This window comes from Salinigranum marinum (assembly GCF_024228675.1).
In the GTDB taxonomy this organism is placed as follows: Archaea; Halobacteriota; Halobacteria; order Halobacteriales; family Haloferacaceae; genus Salinigranum; species Salinigranum marinum.
The window spans coordinates 60,908-77,907 of sequence record NZ_CP100464.1 but is presented as its reverse complement, the minus strand read 5'-3'; the positions used below and the strand labels follow the sequence as shown (position 1 = coordinate 77,907).

The window sequence follows — 17,000 nt, the reverse complement described above, 5'->3', positions numbered from 1 at the left end:
AGCAGTGGTGCCGTCACCCTTCCACCCGCTTGGAGTACGTCCGTTCGACTCGGACGGCGGGCCTCGCCCCCGACATGGGGGCAGTTCGACCGTGACAGAACCACACCCACGACCTGGGCCTGAAACACCGCCAGGCGATCTCGACGCGGAGGAGTTCCTCGAGATCGTCGAAGCGGTCCGAAGGGCCCAGACTGGAAACCCGGACTGGTCGTTCGACGACGACCAACGGGCGGCCATCCTCAACGCCGGAGGGCCGTACCATCTCACCGCCGGCCCCGGGTCCGGCAAAAGTACCGTGACCGTGACGACCGCGGCGAAGGGACTGCTCGTGGACGGCATCCCACCGGGCGCCATCATCGTCACGACGTACACCAAGAAGGCCGCGAAGGCGCTCGAACAGCGTCTGGAAGCCCTGCTGACCGCCCTCGGCTACGCCGACGTCCTCTCGGTCGACGAGATGTACGTCGGCACGGGCCACCGACTGTGGGGCGATATCATGCGGGAGTTCCGCTACGAGGACTACCAGAACGTCGAGCTCCTCGACGCGGACGCCCAGGCGATGTTCATCGCGCGCCACAGCGAGTACGTCGACGTGCTCGCCGACGGTGACGCTGGTACCTTCGCAGGAACCATCCGAGGCCTCAACGACGACGGCACCTGTTCGAAGGGAACAGCTGCCACACTCGCGAAGAAACTGTTCAACCGCATCTCGCAGTTGCGGGTTGACGTCGATGCGCTGGCCGCCTCGGACCGCCCCGAGTTTCAACGGCTCGCGGAGGGGTACCGAGCCTACCTCGAGACGCTCCGCGACGAGTCGCGCTGTGACTTCGCGCGACTGCAGGAGCGGTTCCTCGAGTTCCTCGAGACTGAAGCCGGACGGCGCTTCGTGGGGGGCGACCCCGACCGCGACCATCCCCCACTGCAGTGTATCGCTGTCGACGAGTATCAGGACGCGAACCCGCTCCAAGAGGCCATCTACTTCCGCTTGGCGGAGCTGATGGCCGACGAGGAGCCGACGCTGATGGTGGTCGGCGACGACGACCAAGCGCTCTACCGGTTCCGCGGCGGGACCGTCGACTGTCTGATCGAGTTCCCCGAGCGGATCGCGGACTACCTCGGCATCGACGTCGAGCGGGTGGAGACGGCACAGCTCCACTGGAACTACCGCTCGCGACCAGAAATCGTCGCGTGGGCGAACCGTCACATCGGGGAGCACCCGGTGATGACGGCGCCGGGAGCCCGAGCTCCCGGAAAGCGGCCAATGGAGGCGTTCCGAAGCCCTGTCGACCACTCAAGTGTGCACCTCCTCAAGGAGGACACGAAGGCAGAGGCCGCAACGGCGTTCGCGGCCCAAGTCGAAGACGCGTACACGTCGGGGTACATTCAGGACTTCAGCCAGGTCGCACTGCTGGCACACAGTACGCGCGAGTACTGGCCGTACTACGAGAGTCGAACATTCGTCGGTGAGTGTGTCCGTGCCCTCGAGGCGCGTGGCATCCCCGTGCACAACCCGCGCAACAAGGGGTTCCTCCAGCAGGAGGAGATCCAGGCGATGCTCGCGGCGCTGGCTCGGTGTCTCGACCCCGAACTCCAGTGGGCCGACGACTCCGTGTTCCCCTACGACGGCGTCGGGAACAAGCTCCCGGAGTGGTGCGACACGCTCGACCGCGTGATCGACCGCCACGACGCGACCGAACTCGAGGCGTACATCGAGGAGGTCGCTCGCCGCGTGGCCGACACACCGGACGGCGAGGTCGTGAACCTCTCGTTGGTCGACCTCTACAACCGGCTGCGGTCGCACAAACCGTTCTCGACGTGGACGGAAACCGACCCGGACGTCGACCGAACGAAACGCCTCGGAAAGCTGAGCCAGCTCACCGAGTCGTTCGAGGGCATCGCGCGCGGCCTCACGCAGAACCGCCAGCTCACTCGGACTCCCCACGACGACTACGACACCGTCTCCGTTGGGTTCCTGAGTGATTTCTACTGGACCTTCTGTCGGTACCTCGACACGGTCGCCCTCGACGACCCCGAGGACCCACACGACGCGCTCCCCGACGGGCACGTCCAGGTGATGACGGTACACCAGGCGAAAGGGCTGGAGTTCCCTGTGGTCTTCGTTGCCTCACTCGGACGGTTGCCCGACGACACGTTCGATCGCGACGACGACGGCGACCCGCTGCCGAAAATCGCGGACGTGTTCAGTCCGTTCACCGAGCGAACGCCGCCAGTCGACGTCCCAACCCGTGCCGAACGAGACCTGATTCGCCAGTTCTACGTCGCTCACTCGCGGGCGAAGGACAACCTCGTCCTCCTGGGAGCCAACTACTACCTCCGGCCCGCCGACGGCCGCACCGTGGTGCCGTCGCTCGGAGCGGACGCTGGCATCCCACTCGAGGAGTCGTGGTTCTCCGACGACCAACGACTGGACCGGGGCACCTCATTGGCGCCTGCAGGCGCGACCGTCGGGCCCGTGACGGACGACGACGTGCGGCGGACGTACAGCATCGTCGGTGACGGACTGTCGTTCAACCGGTGCAAACGGCAGTACGGGATGCTGCAGGAACACGGCTTCGCGGCCGGGAGCGGCACCCAACTGTTCGCCGGGATGGCGGTCCACCAGACCCTCGACTGGGCGCACCGCTACTACAACGGCGACGTCGACGGCGTCGCGGGCGGGTCACCACCGAGCACGAAGGCCCTTCGAGAGGAGTTCGACAGTGTCGTCGAGGCGCTCCGCGACCAGCGGATCATGCCGATGGGGAGTCGGGCGGTCGACGCGGTGTTCGAGCACGTGGCTCGGTTCAACCGGACCATCGGGCCCGACCTCTACCCGAAGGTGGTCGACACCGAGTGTAAGCTTCGCCGGAACGCCGGTGCGTTCCTCCTGACGGGGGTCGCCGACGTGATCACCGACGACGACGGTCGGACGAAGCTCTGCGACTACAAGGCGAGCCAGCGACCCGAACCCGGCGACGGGTACCTCGCCGACTACCGCGAACAGCTCCTCGTGTACGCGGGCCTGTACGCTGAGAAAGAGGGCGAACTCCCCGACAGCGCGCTGCTGTACTTCCTCGGTGAGGACGACCCCGAGGACACGTGCCTCGAACTGGACTTCACCAGCGCCGAGGTCGAGGACGCGATCGACCACTTCGAGGCGACCATCCACGACCTCGAACACGCCCGGCGGACGAACTCCTGGTCGGAGATGGAGGACGAGGACCTCCCCGACGAGGCGACGTGCGCCGAGTGCGACTTCCGCTGGGACTGCCCGTACCGCGACTACGACGACCGCTAAGGCACGTCACTCTACGCACAGGTCTTCTATTTCACGGACTGCGTTCCCCAGCAACGGCGGTCACCACTCCGACTGGCTCAATCCCCATCGATGCCGGTTGTTTGCTCTTGGAGAGATTTTTAGAATAATCGATGGCCATCCAATATCGCGTTTGAACCTAACCTCCAGGGGTCCGGCGTCCATGTATTCACCAATGGAGACGTATGCACATCGTCAGGTCGTCACGAGCCGCAATGTGCATAGATTGGGACATGCTTAGTCGGGTGAGACGTCCCGACTGAGGTGACCGATTCATCGAGATATATCCAATCTTCCGACCAATTACCGCAGAGAAACGATCCAGACCCCTGGTGCATACATCCTGTAATATTGGCCTCGACGAAGCGAACCACGGTGCGGATAACTGACGAACGTCAGCGTCACCTCAACCGGACAAAGAGGTCGTTTCGCCCGGTCCGTACACGATGATCCACTGAACTTTGACGTCATTAACGCAGTTCTCACTCATCTGCCCGAGTCCCCACGCTCACCGAGTCAATCGTCGCGAACGACGGCCGGTTCGGCCCGTACGGACGGGACGAATCCATTCTGTTCTGTCTCACTTTCTCTTAATCGAGGAACGACATCCCAGATGACGTCGTAGTTCTCGTAGATCTCATCCGCCGTGGGGAATTCGAGCCAGTCCAGCAGTTCGTTCACGGCGTCGTCGTAGGACTGGTCTTCGAGGAGCTTTCGATTGCTGTACGCGAGCAGGCGATCACGCGTCTTTTCGCTGACGGGGATCGACTTCCTGCTCATCGGTTCGACAGCCTCCGCGAGAACGTGAGGTCGTCAGATGGATTCTTGGATTCCATATTGCGGTCTACCTATGTTTGGGCTACCAGTCGGGGGACCGCGGCTACCAGTCGATTGCATCAGAGTTGTAGACTGTCTTAAGTATGACCCAATTACGACCCACAACGACCGCACCTCCATGATAAGCTCACGGATGTTGCGTTTCGCGTACAGGTACGCAGTGCGTACAGGTGCGCTATACGTATAATTGAAACAACAAATACCTCCTCTCGCCAACGGCTGACTCGTGATGACAGCAAAACACGTCACCGAGTATGATCAGGCTCCCCTCGCTCGTCTAAAGGCAGTCGTGAGCTTCGAGACCATCTCCATCGCCGTTCTCCTCGGACTGGCGCTCTTCACCGGGGTGGCAGCTGCGCAGCCGACCGGGGGCGGCGGCGGTTCGACTGACGGGTGGGAGGCGATCCTCGGCAACCTGTACAACGTCCTCTACATCACGCTTCAGTACGCGGGACTCACCGTGTTAGTGCTGGGATTCATCGTGTGGCTGACTGCTCGCAACAATTCCCAGCGCTCAGAGACTGGGATGAAGCTCACCATCGGTGGCGGGGCGATGGTCGTTGCGTACTTCGGACTGGGTGCGCTCATCTCTGTCCTTGAATTCATCGCCGGGTGAATACGCCAGACAGCCGCCTTGCGTCGAATTCTCGTTCACAGACACCATCCCTCTACCGATTCCATGAGTTGTGATTGTGCCCACGATCCGTCAGTGCCGAGGGACAGACCACCAGCCGAACCGAGGAAGCCGCAACCGACAGTTGCGCCGAGAGGTAGCGAACTGTGAGCGATGCTGACCCTCAAGCACCGCCTTCTCGAAGATCTCGAAGGGAGACGACGAGTCGTCAAGGTCGCCTCCCAACTGTAGAGGACGACGAAATCAGAGCTGCACTCGCTGCTCGGTTACAGGAATCTGATTCGAGCGTCGACGGCAACGCTGTCGACGCACAGTTACGGTCAGAATCGGACGTGAGTGTGACTCACGACGAGTCCGATACGTTTCAGGAGGAAGAAATCGAGTCCGTTCCTGAATCAACGACGAGGCCGTTCATCAAGATCACGCCAGCACGTGCACAGGTCACGCCCGGACACGTCGTCAAGGCGCTCTACGGGCTGTATCGGGCGGGGAGCGGACGTCGACTCCCGTTCGGACTTGAACGGCGCGTCTCGTTCATCAATACACACCTCACCTTCGAGTTCCTGATTCACAAACCGCGGTCGACTCAGCGGTTCGATTTCTACCTCGGCGTCCGGCCGTACGAGCCCGAAGCGTTCGAACATCTCGCGGCGAACGTCCGGGCGATGTATCCCGAAGCGTTCCGATTCGAGATTGTCCCGTTTTCAGTTGTCGACGTGTTCGACCCGCCTGGAGCACCACCGCCGGGAACCAATCAGCTCGCGGCATTCGAGGGAATCGACGAACTCGGCCAACTCGACGGATTCGAGGTACTCGACGAGGCAGTCCCGTCGACCGACTCAGTAGTGGTTGAGCAGGCTCAGATGACCCCTGCAATGGCACGGTGGAGCGGCGTCGAGACGAAGAACAACGACTGGATGACGCTTCTCTCGCGATTCAGTGAGGTGACCCTCGACAGCGAGGATGCATATCGATCGCCGCTGACAGTGCTCCTCGAACAGGCGCTCGGGACCGACGAGCCGTTCGTCTATCAGGTCATCTTCTCCCCGAAGCACGACTGGACGAAGGAGGCCGAACACCACAAGCGGAACCTCAAGATGGGGACGACCGGGATGTGGAGTGCGTTCAAGCAGGAGTTCGCGGCGACCCTCCTCGGGACATCCGAAGAGGAACGTCGGCAGCGACATCGTCCCGATACACCTGAACAGATCGGTGGCACGATTAGCGGGCCGGATGCGAGCGGCCAGTCGACGCAGCACAGCCGGATGGGACAGATCGACCTCAAGCAACCTGCCGTGACCTTCGACGTCTCACTTCGAGCCGCTGGCGACACGGCAGTCATCAACGGGATTACGGGCGCGTTCACGGCTCTGAGTGGACCGTATTACGGAATCGAGGGAGATGCACTCGGTCCGAGCGATCGCGAATACCAGTGTCTCACCGAGGCTACCTTCGGAAGGGCCGGGTTTAGGGACCGATTTACCGACGCAACGCCGATCATCGTCGCGAGTCCCGACGAACTCGCGAACTTCGTGACGGTCCCCAGTACGGGCGCCCTGCCGAAGCCGAGCCGGGGAGCCTCAGGCGGGGCGCCAGACGTTCGCTCGCCGCTCACCGCTACGGACGAAGAACTCCTCGGACAGTTCAATACCGGAATGTGTATCGGAGAGGCTGAAACGGCGTCCCCCTCCCGCCCGAATATTCCCATTCGACTCACCGCGGGTCAGCTCGTCCATCACATTATCCGAGCGGCGACGACGGGCAGCGGGAAGACGACAGCGATGATCAACGACGGACTCACCGCGTACGACGAACTTGACGGACCGATCTTCATCTTCGACAAGAAGGGTGGCAGCATGTGCGCGGAATACAAACGCGCTCACTTCCACCGATTCGGCGATCTCGACGATATCGTTCACCTGCCCGTCCCGGGTCCGAACGGTGAACTCCCCGCGTTCCCGTTCTTCGACATCCGGCCACAACTCGCTGCCGGTCTCTCGAGAGAGTCCGCGGTTCAGGAGAAGGTCGATCGGTACAACGAGTTACTAACGTATGTCTTGGGCGAAGAACAGCACAATCAGGCGTTCGTCGCTCAGGAGATCCTCTCGAACCTCATCGTCGCACTCTTCGATCCGGTTCACGGGGAGGACGCCTTCGCGATCAGCGATTTGCTCGCGGCGGCCACCCGGATGCAGACCGACCACCGGATCCCCGAGGTGAGCGATCCTGAACTCCACGCGACCCTCACGCGTCACTTCCACGCCGAAGAACGCCGGTTTGCCACCTCGATCGACGCGGTGATGAACCGGATCACCAAGCTCAAGGAACGGGACTTTATCTGGCGGATGCTCAATTTCGTCCCCGAGTGGAACGACGATATCGACGCCTATGTTGAGAATCAGATGCTGTTCGATCTGCACGAACTGCTCGACTCGAAGAAGGTAGTGCTCATCGACACGGGGGAGCTCCGCCCTGCGTCGAGCAATCTGTTTACGGTTTTGCTGCTGGATTACCTCTGGTCGTGGGTCCGACTCCGCAAACGGATGACCCGTGACGTCACTGACTCTGCCGAAGGCTACTGTGTGAACCTGATCATCGACGAGGCGGCGCCAATCATGCAGGCCAGTCTCGTTCGTGACGAGATGATCCCCGACGCTCGCGAGTTCGCACTTGCGTTCGAGCTGATCGTCCACTTCCCCGAGCAGGTGAAACGCGACGCACTGGACACGCGGGCATACAAGGAAATTCTCCGCAATATCAATACCAAGCTAATCGGGAAACTCGCCGTCGACGACGAGCTCGCGACGACCCTGTTCCACGAGGAACTCGACACGATCGAACTGTCGAACCGAGTTGCTTCCCTTCCTCGAGGAGAATGGCTGGCACAGCTTCCAGATACAGGGTTCATGACCGACACGCCCGAACTGGTCACGCTCAAGCCGCTTCCTATCCCATTAGGGCACAGCGACAGTGATGCTCCTGTCGACGCCGGGACCTACAGCCCGGATGCAGATGTGACCTACAGGGAAGCGGACGCGCTCCAGTGGTCTCGAACCCGGTTCAGCTATTGTCTCGTACCGGGCGTGAACAGCCCGCCCGACGCCGCACAACGTGCCGCCCGATATGGGACCGGCTCGTTGAACAGTGACGCTATTCGATCGGAGTCGGCTTCGGATTCGACGACCTCTGATAGCTCTCACTCGAACGATACTACACCATCCCACTCGACCGAGGCGGATTCATCGACTGACCCGACGGCGTCTCTGGCTGGCTCTCCAGCCAGCGAGGACGATCTGTCTCACGGCGAGAGAGCGGACGATCACAGTGGTGGCGCATCGAACGAGTACGGAACCGTTCTCGGGACGGGGACAGCCACCCCCAGTCCGTCGACACCTCCACCTGATGCGTCCACAGACTCCGCCGCGGACCCGTCGACAGACGACGGGAGTGCCACTACAGATGGACCGGCACAGGGAACCCCAGCCGCGAAGGAGTCTCACTCGCTAACTCTAGCGGAGCAACAGTTCCTCCGAGATGTCATCAAAGGACTCAACGGAGAACTGGAGGGGTACGACCTCACCCAGTCGATGACGACGATCCGGAACGGCGTCGACGGCGAGATCGACGAGGACCGGCTCGTCGAGATGGGCTACCTCGAACTCCAGTCGGTCAACACGCGGAAGTACTACTACGTCACCCCGGCAGGGCAGGACGCTGTCGATCGGACGATCTATTCGGGCCGCAACAATGGTGACCCGTTCGAGAAGACTGTTCACAAGGTGTACGTCGAGTACACCGCTCGCCATCTCCGGAATCAGGGCTTACTGGTCGAAACGTACTACGAGCCGATGGCCGGCGGGATGATTTTCGACGTCGCTGCGTTCCTCCCTGGCGACGGTGACGGACGGACGCTGGCGGTTATCGCCGAGGTAGTGACCAATATCCGTCCCGACCTGATGATCAAACACTACGACGACCTCGCGAGCTTCGACGGCGTTCGGAAGATGTGGGTGGTGCCTCACACCGACGTTGCACACGAAATTATCAGGGTTTTGGCCGATGCTGGACGACTTCAGACGGTGCCACATCGAGATGTCGAGAACTATGCACGTCTCTCCGAGCAGGCATTCGAGAACCCCCGGGAGTGGCGGTTCGTCGGGGGCCGGAACCTCGTCCGAATGGTTGACCGGACTGATGGGGAGGTCGACCGGTGACAATCTGGGTTAGTTGTTGGGCGCACGGTGCGCTCGATAGCTGCTATCAAGCCCGCTCTGTCCCTGCTGGGCCAGTCGGCTCGATACCTATACTAGAGTTTGGGAGGGGAAAACTCGCACGTCCGTACCGGGGACGCACTGGCTGGCGATTTCGAGCGCACGGACACGCACCAACTGCCTGGCTCGGCGCACAGCGATGCACGGCGATTTATCGACGCCTCGAATCGGGCGTGACCGGCACAGGTTCACCCACCAGAGACGAGCATCATGAGTAGCGATATCGACGCCAGTCTGATTCCCGAGAAGTTAGCCGACCTCGAGCAGTGGATCTGCTGGCAAGAGACAGAACGTGACGGGAAGGCGACTAAAGTCCCGATCAAGCCCTACCACACGAACGGGACGCCGAACGCCAGCGCGACAGAGGCCGGCCACTGGCGGGATCTGGAGAGCGCACTCGCGTTTCACGAGAGCGACCGCGTCCGGACCGATGGGCTCGGCTTCGTGTTCGCGCCCGCGACGCCCATCGGTGGTGTGGATCTGGATGACTGTCGGGATTCCACGACGGGCGAGCTTACATCGTGGGCCCAAGACATCGTCGACCGGCTGGATTCCTACAGCGAAGTCTCGCCCTCGGGGCGGGGCGTTCATGTCATCGTCGAGGGCGAACTCCCACCAGGTCGGAATCGGCGCGGTGACGTCGAGATGTACGACGAGGCTCGCTTTTTCACCGTCACGACCGACCACATCGAGGGGACGCCCACGTCCGTTCAACGGCGTCAGGATGCGCTGCTCGGAGTCCACTACGAGTACGTCCAGTCACCCCCCGACACGGAGACAGCGCCGGTCGATCTCGAGGCGGCTGCCGAGGGTGGTGGTCGTTCCGACTCGTCAGCGGACGAGCATGGAGACCAAGCCGGCAAGCCAGCAACCGGGGAGGCAACCGACGAGACTGAGGCCTCGGAGACAGCTACGGCACTTGGATCGGATTCAGGGCTATACGCCCGCTACGGACTGGACTTCCCGACTATCGAGGAACCGGGTCTCGAGGCCGCTCTACACGGACTGAGTCCCTCGGCACTTCCCTCACCGCTGCCGACCTCGATGGACGACATCGCGGGTCCTGGCGTCGATCTAGACGACGAGACGGTCCTGGAGCGCGCGATGGACTCGAAGAGTGGTGATGTCATTGAGGCGCTCTACGACGGCCGCTCGGAGCTCTGGAGCGGCCGGGATAGCCGGTATCCCTCGCAGTCGGAGGCCGATATGGGCCTGTGCTTCTACCTGGCGTTCTGGACCGGCGGCGACCCCGACCGGATGGATCGTCTGTTCCGCGACTCGGGGCTCATGCGGGGGAAGTGGGACAAGGTTCACTTCGCCAATGGGGCGACCTACGGCGCGGTCTGTCTCGCCCGGACACTCCTGACCGTCGACGACTACTACACGCCCCCGTCACCGTCCACCTCGTCCGGATCCGGCGACAGGCATCGGTCACCGGGCGAGTCCAGCACCTCTCCTTCCTTTGGGGCGGATCAGTCCAGCGAGTCGCCACCGATCGACGCCGGGGCGGTCGAGGACGCCCGGCGGCTGGCCGCACAGGTACAGCGCCAGCAGCGTGAACTTGACGCCAAACGCGAGCGCATCGCGGAACTCGAAGCCCAGCTTCGACAGTATCGGGCCGTTCTCGGAATCGACGAGCCTGACGACAGCGCTCGCCCGAAGGAAGAGGGTGTCACCGATGCTGGCGCGGGAAACGCGGTCCAGGGCGATTCCCAATTTTGGGATGATACCCTTATTGAAGCTGTTGTCGATGGTTTCTCCGGGACGTCCTCGAACGGTCGGGGAATCAACGAACACGAGCCAACTCCTACCGATGAAAACGAGGACGCTCAAGATACCGATATGGAGACATCCGAACCAGACACGGGATCATCTTTCGGGTTGTCTCGTCGGCTTCGCCGATGGTTCTCTTGAATCGCTCATAGTTGGCCAGTTGCTGCGTTCGTGACTACTTCCGCTATCCATTACGAACGCTTGAATCTATCTCGATCCCCTGTATCACGGATCCCTTCACTCGTTCGCTCAGCGAAGCCGTATTGCTCTAAGTACTCGAACCGACGCTTTACTTCTGACTCAGAGATATCTAACTCAGCAGCTAACTCAGTGATTGTCTTTGGATTCTCTTCATGCAGATGCATTCGGAGCTCGTATCCATTCATATATCGCTCGTAGTATTCGTGAATTGTGTCATCGAGTGGTGTCTGGATACCTTCCTGCTCGTCCAGTCTCTCCAGTGACTCTGAGATTATTGTGACGAAACGTTCACCGCCGACAAGATCTACTTGTGTTGCGATCTCTCGTTTGATTGCCTCGAAATCTAAGCTAGTTTGAATTAGTGTTGCCATGTCACCGATGTCGTCAGGTCGCTCTGCGACAGATTTGAACAGGAATATATCCTCAAGTGAAACAAGCCCTACAGAAAGGTACTGCGTCGACAAGAATCCCTCACTCCGTTCCTGCATTCCATCACTGAAGAATAGTTTGTCCGCAATTTGGCGGTGGAACAGGTCGAGTTGACAACCCTCCTCGTTCCGTACGCAGTGGCGAGCCCCCAGCTTATCATACTCGTCTCCGAGGTCGGTGACTTCCTCGTAGCCTAGTTCCTGAAGCGTTCCCATGAGGCGACCGAATGCCTCTTCATTTGACACAACGAGGTCAATGTCTTTTGTCGTGTCTTTGAGATTACGAAGCGACATCGCCCCTCCGCCGATGAGATACGCATCAACGTCCGTCTGAAGATGCTCAGCGATCCGATTCAATTCTGTTTCAATATAGTTACGACCGAACCGAGCCCGAGAACTCATACGTTAATCTCGTAGTCTGTTGCTGTACTTTTGAACTCTTCCCAAGCAGGAAGTCGGTCTGAAGTCACCGCTCCCTTGCTATCTAGGTACTCAACGAGTTTGTCAACGATTGCGAGCAAATCAATGTCTGCTTCGGGATCGTAGTATTCTGCACACTCCTTTAGCGGTGCTTGTTCGATTGCCTCTTTCTGGATCAAGAGCAGACTGTAGGTTCGATAACGTGACCCGTCATCGATCAATAACGTGTGACACACCAACTCTGCCGGAGAGACCGCTGTGATTCGGTCGGAACGGAAGTAGTGCTGACGACTACGTGTGAGGAGAGGAATACCGTACTCAGCGAAGAGTGAGGGGCCGGTCAAATGGAATCCATCGTCGCTGATCTCACTATCGCACGCAATAAGATATTCTTCGTGAGTTTCCCAGAGAATATTCACTCCGTCTGCGTAGCGTTCCGCTTCGCGTCGATGCTCGTGGTGGGCCAGTCCTCGCGCGATTGATGATAGGCTCGAAAACGGCTCGTTGAGCAGGTAGTGTGACTTAGACTTCCCGATTACTCCCACTGCCTGTAAGTCGTTTAATCGACGATATACAGTGGCTCGGCTGAGATCGCTTAATTCAGTAAGCTCAGTTGCCGTTCGTCTGCGATCCAGGTAATAGAGCAGTTGAAGCCCAGACCCAGCAACGAGTTCAGCGAAGTCAACGTGGCCGTACTCGGTTATCAGGGCTTCGAGTTGTTCGACTGGCTCAATTTCACTAAGTGTGACCAGCTTTTGACGCCCTACACTAGTGGTTCGCACACACCCTCGTGCTTCCAATTCGGAGACGACCCGAGATGTGTGTCCAGCATTCCATCCAAGTCGATCAGCGAGCGTACTGATTGGTACCTCTCGTTCTGATTTATCTATTAGATATGACAAGAGCCGAAATTGACTCTTACTAATCATGTTGTCTCATTCAACGCAAGGGATTCATAAATCACTTTCCTAATTTGAGACAACCTATCTCCTAACTAACTCATTCACTTATTGACCTCCCAGTTTCTATATCAGCTGATAGGCCAGTCATCCAGTTACGCTTTTGAGGATTGCATTGCCGACGATGTTATAATCCGCGTCGCTATGTGTCATTCCAGCCCTTCCGTCTGTATTTACCCTCCCAAAGGGTGTGAGGAGATCGCGAGAGCGGGCGACGAGTCGGTCGTGCTGACGACGACCGGCTTCGGCAGCGAGTCCCGTTCGCGAATCCTCGGAGTTCCGCAATGTCCAGTGCAACCACTCCCGACCTGCAGGACCGTGTCCAGACTATCACCGACGCGTTCGTCGCTTTCGACGAGAGCCGAACCGAACCCGCGTTCGCCCTCGACACCGAGGACGTGGCCGCCCAGTTGGAGCGCCTGTGTGCCTACCGCGTGCCGGCGGACGAGGCCGTCCGGACCCTCGTCCGCAAGGCGTGTGCTGACGCCGACCTCGAGCGAGCCGATCTCTCGGATGACATCGCCCAGTTGGCCGGCTACGGTGGGCGCTCTCGTGGGTTCTCCCGGACGATGCTCGCCGACGTCGACGAGGCCGATCAGTGGATCGACGTCGTCGCCGAGGTCGTCGAACTCTGGGAGCCCCGGAGCGAGAAAATCGCTCAGGTCGGGCTGCTCGGCGACGAGTCCGGTCGCCTCAAATTCGTCAAGTGGACGAGCGCCGATCTCCCCGAACTGGAAGAGGGCGATGCCTACCGCTTCGAGAGCGTCGTGACCGACGAGTACCAGGGCCGGTTCTCGGTGAGCTGTAACTCCGCGACGGCGATAAGCCCCTCCGACGACGTCGTGGTGGCAAGCGACGGGAGCGTTGCGGTGGTCGGAAGCATCGTCGACATCCTGGAGGGGTCGGGGCTGGTCAAGCGCTGTGGGGTCGATGACTGCACTCGCGTCCTCCGCAACGGTCGGTGTGCGGAGCACGGCCAGCGTGACGGTGAGTTCGACCTCCGCATCAAGGCGATCCTCGACGACGGTGAGCGCTCGCTGAGCGCGCTGTTCGACGCCGCTGCCACCGAGGCGGTGACCGGCATCTCACTGGAGGACGCGACCGACATGGCCATGGACGCGCTCTCGACGGACGTGGTCGCCGAGGAGATCACCGCGCAGCTGCTCGGCCGGCGGTACCGGCTAAGTGGGAGCGTCGTGGGCACGTACTTCTTGGTGAACGACTCCGAAGAGACGACTGACGTCCCCGGATTCGACGCCGACGCGGTCGAGCCGGCGCTCACGGCCCGCCAGCCGGCACGGCGGCTGTTCGCCGAGGAACTCAACGGGACGACGGAGACGTTCCAGGAATCCGATGAGGAGCGAGCCCCCGTCTTCGGTCTGACCCCGACCGGGGTGGGCGTCAACCGCGTGTTCGTCGTGGGGACGCTCGCAGAGACCGCCGACGTCGGCTCTGACGCCGAGTACTGGCAGGGTAAGGTGTTCGCTGCCAACTCGCCTGTGTACGTGTATGCAGGCCAGTACCAGCCCGAAGCGATGGGAGTATTGCGAGCAGCTGAGCCACCATTGTACGTCGCGGTCGTCGGGAAGCTGCGGACCTACGAGCGGGGCGACCGGACGAACGTGGCCATCGAACCCGAGTCGATCACCGAGGTCAATGAGGCGACCCGAGACGCGTGGGTCGCCGAGACGGCCAGCCAGACCCGCGAGCGTCTCGAGGTATTCGAAGAAGGGACAGCCCCGTTCGTTGAGGAGGCGACGGTGGCGTACGGCGATGACGTCCGCGGACTTGTCGAGGCTGTCGAAGCGATGGAGGCGAAGCGCTCATCAGACCTGTGATCCAGTCTTGAACCAGTGACGCAGGAGTTCGTCGACGCACTGTTCGTTGATCCATTCGCCGTGATGAACACGATCGGGCTCGTCGCCTTCGCGCTGGTTGGCGCAACCAAGGCAATACGCGAAGAGTTCGATATGTTCGGCGTCACAGTGGTCGGCCTCGCCACGGCGTTCGCCGGCGGGATGACCCGCGATATCCTCGTCAATCGAGTTCCGCTCGCACTCAGCTCACCCGTCGAAATCGGCCTCGGATTGCTCGGTGTCGGACTGGCTCTTGGAGTGAGTGCTGCACTCGAATCAGCCGACACGCATCCACTGACACAGCTCTCGGACGCGATCGGGCTCGCAGCGTTCACCACGACCGGCGCCATCGTTGCAACGCAGGCCGGCATCCCCGCCTTCGGTGTCGTCGCAATCGCGACGATCAACGCGGTCGGGGGTGGTGCCGTTGCGGATATTCTGCTGGATCGCTCGCCGTTCATCCTGCTCGACGATTTCTACGCCAGCTGTGCCGTGCTGGGTGGCAGCACATACTGGGTCGTCGTCACTGCCGGCGGCTCGAACGGAATCGCTGCAGTGGTGTGTGCAGCGATGGTCGTTGGAACACGAATCGCGGCACTCATTTTCGGGTGGTCACTCCCGACAGCACAGATACTGGGGCTCACACGGAAGTAAGAGGCTCGACGGCTCCGAGAGGGAGAGACAGATGAAACGTGGGTCGCTCGTCGTTCACATCGCCGGAGTCGTTCTTTCGTCCTCGACTGGTCACCGTCGGTTACACACGTCCTACAACCAGTCCTCGCCCCAGGCATCGAGCGTCTCGAATACGGGACAGAGGGCATTCCCCTTCTCGCTCAGCGTGTAATAACTCGCGACCGGCGATTCGAACTCCTTGCGGTTCTTGATGAACCCGTCCTCCTCCAGGTCATCAAGCACACGAGAGAGCGTGTAGGAGCTCGCGCCCGTCGAGCGCTTGAGTTCGTTGAACCGCTTTTCGCCGTCACGCAGGTCGTTGAGGACGATGAGTTTCCACTTCGACCCGATCTCCTCGATCGAGCCCACGACGTTGCAGACGTCTGCATTCCGCCGTTCGACCTCGGTCTCTTCGCCAGTCTCAGACGATGGTGGTTGGGTGGCCATTACCTGGTCACACTCTTGTTGCCTGAGCTATATATAGGTTTGGAAGCAAACTAGGTAATGTAATGGAACTACAACACTCGACGGTGCTCGTGACCGGTGCGACCGGTAACATGGGGCCGTACGTGACGGATTCGCTCGTCGACCACGGGGCCAACGTCATCGGTACCTACGTCACCGCCACGGCGAGAGATGACGTCGAGAGCCGCGCCGAGCACGCCGACGAGGTATCGTACTACCAGGTCGATCTGACCGACCAGGCGGCGGTCGAATCCTTCGCCGAGACGGTCGTCGACGAACACGGGTCGGTCGATCACATCGTCGGCCTCGCTGGCGGCTTCTCGATGGGGGGCATCGGCGATACCGACGGTGCTGCGTTCAGGGCCGCACTGGATCGTCACGCGACGACGGCGTTCCTGACCGTCCGGGCCTTCGTGGACTACCTGGATGACCAGAGCGGCGTTGTCCTGTTCAGCTCTGACCGTGCAATCGATCCGGTCCCGGGAACGCTCGCGTACAACGTTGGGAAGGGTGCGGTTCGCACGCTGGCCGAGTCGTTGGACAGCGAACTCGATGCCCGCGTCAATGCAGTCGCCCCGTTCCTCATCGACGTGCCGGGGAACCGTGAGGCGATGCCAGACGCCGACTTCTCGACGTGGACGGCTCCGGATGCCGTCGTCGACGAAATACTCCATCTGCTGAGGAACGAAGGCGTGAGGGGCCAGATCGTCCAGATGACCGGCGGCCAGCCGGAGGTGGAGAACTGATGGCGCTGGAGACCGCAGCCGGTGGCCTCGCTTTCCTGATGGGTCGGCTCGTCTTCGGCGCCCTCCTCGGGTTCATGGGTATCGGTCACTTCACGGGCCTCGACGGAATGAGTGGCTACGCCAAGGCCAAGGGCGTTCCAGCCCCCCGGTTCGCCGTCATCCTATCCGGCCTCATGCTCATCGTGGGCGGGCTCGCCATCGCGCTCGGCGTCTACCCACTGGTCGGCGCGGCGGTAATCGCCCTGTTCTTCCTCGGGGTGACGCCGGTCATGCACGACTTCTGGACGGTCGATGACCCCGAACAGCGCCAGGCCGAGATGACGAACTTCCTGAAGAACGCCACGCTCTTCGGCGCGGCCCTCGTCCTCGTCGCACTCAGTGGCACCGCCTGGCCGTACGCGTTCAATATCGGCCTCTAAAAT

The 17,000-nt window shown here is 60.9% G+C and carries 11 protein-coding genes and 1 pseudogene; 8 read left to right on the top strand and 4 right to left on the bottom strand.

Annotation, left to right across the window (positions count from 1 at the left end):
• Positions 1–91: 91 nt before the first annotated feature.
• On the top strand, positions 92–3,298 hold the full coding sequence (locus NKJ07_RS24075; protein ID WP_318571175.1) for an ATP-dependent DNA helicase: 3,207 nt from the start codon (positions 92–94) through the stop codon (positions 3,296–3,298).
• Positions 3,299–3,832: 534 nt separating this feature from the next.
• Here NKJ07_RS24075 and NKJ07_RS24070 read toward each other — a convergent pair.
• On the bottom strand, positions 3,833–4,096 hold the full coding sequence (locus NKJ07_RS24070; RefSeq protein WP_318571174.1) for a hypothetical protein: 264 nt from the start codon (positions 4,094–4,096) through the stop codon (positions 3,833–3,835).
• A gap of 286 nt (positions 4,097–4,382) precedes the next feature.
• On the opposite strand from NKJ07_RS24070, the gene NKJ07_RS24065 reads away from it, so the two are divergent.
• From NKJ07_RS24065 to NKJ07_RS24055, 3 genes are all read left to right on the top strand, one after another.
• Positions 4,383–4,769 carry a hypothetical protein gene (locus NKJ07_RS24065; RefSeq protein ID WP_318571173.1) on the top strand — a complete coding sequence of 129 codons (387 nt, stop codon included), beginning with the start codon at positions 4,383–4,385 and terminating at the stop codon, positions 4,767–4,769.
• A gap of 356 nt (positions 4,770–5,125) precedes the next feature.
• Positions 5,126–9,001 carry an ATP-binding protein gene (locus NKJ07_RS24060; RefSeq protein WP_318571279.1) on the top strand — a complete coding sequence of 1,292 codons (3,876 nt, stop codon included), beginning with the start codon at positions 5,126–5,128 and terminating at the stop codon, positions 8,999–9,001.
• 531 nt (positions 9,002–9,532) lie between these two features.
• Positions 9,533–10,972 (top strand): phage NrS-1 polymerase family protein, encoded by a 1,440-nt coding sequence (locus tag NKJ07_RS24055; protein ID WP_318571278.1) that lies wholly within the window; start codon positions 9,533–9,535, stop codon positions 10,970–10,972.
• 50 nt (positions 10,973–11,022) lie between these two features.
• Here the strand turns inward: NKJ07_RS24055 and NKJ07_RS24050 are convergent, their stop codons facing one another.
• Together NKJ07_RS24050 and NKJ07_RS24045 are read right to left on the bottom strand one after the other, a co-directional pair.
• A complete protein-coding gene (locus NKJ07_RS24050) occupies positions 11,023–11,862 on the bottom strand; it encodes a DUF6036 family nucleotidyltransferase (RefSeq protein ID WP_318571277.1) in 840 nt (279 codons plus the stop codon).
• Positions 11,859–12,809 (bottom strand): DUF7343 domain-containing protein, encoded by a 951-nt coding sequence (locus NKJ07_RS24045; protein WP_343230496.1) that lies wholly within the window; start codon positions 12,807–12,809, stop codon positions 11,859–11,861. Before NKJ07_RS24045 ends, NKJ07_RS24050 begins: the two co-directional genes overlap by 4 nt.
• 314 nt (positions 12,810–13,123) lie before the next feature.
• Here NKJ07_RS24045 and NKJ07_RS24545 point away from each other — a divergent pair.
• A pseudogene (locus NKJ07_RS24545) lies at positions 13,124–14,128 on the top strand (hypothetical protein); the annotation flags it as partial.
• 612 nt (positions 14,129–14,740) lie between these two features.
• Positions 14,741–15,349, top strand: a complete 609-nt coding sequence (locus NKJ07_RS24035) for a trimeric intracellular cation channel family protein (RefSeq protein WP_425504797.1) — start codon at positions 14,741–14,743, stop codon at positions 15,347–15,349.
• 111 nt (positions 15,350–15,460) lie between these two features.
• Here NKJ07_RS24035 and NKJ07_RS24030 read toward each other — a convergent pair whose 3' ends face one another.
• Positions 15,461–15,814, bottom strand: a complete 354-nt coding sequence (locus NKJ07_RS24030; RefSeq protein ID WP_318571273.1) for a winged helix-turn-helix transcriptional regulator — start codon at positions 15,812–15,814, stop codon at positions 15,461–15,463.
• A gap of 62 nt (positions 15,815–15,876) precedes the next feature.
• On the opposite strand from NKJ07_RS24030, the gene NKJ07_RS24025 reads away from it, so the two are divergent.
• Both NKJ07_RS24025 and NKJ07_RS24020 read left to right on the top strand, forming a co-directional pair.
• Complete coding sequence (locus NKJ07_RS24025; RefSeq protein WP_318571272.1) at positions 15,877–16,578, top strand: SDR family NAD(P)-dependent oxidoreductase; 702 nt, start codon at positions 15,877–15,879, stop codon at positions 16,576–16,578.
• Entirely contained in the window at positions 16,578–16,997 is a 420-nt protein-coding gene (locus NKJ07_RS24020; RefSeq protein ID WP_318571271.1) for a DoxX family protein, read from the top strand. Before NKJ07_RS24025 ends, NKJ07_RS24020 begins: the two co-directional genes overlap by 1 nt.
• The last annotated feature ends 3 nt before the right edge of the window (positions 16,998–17,000 follow it).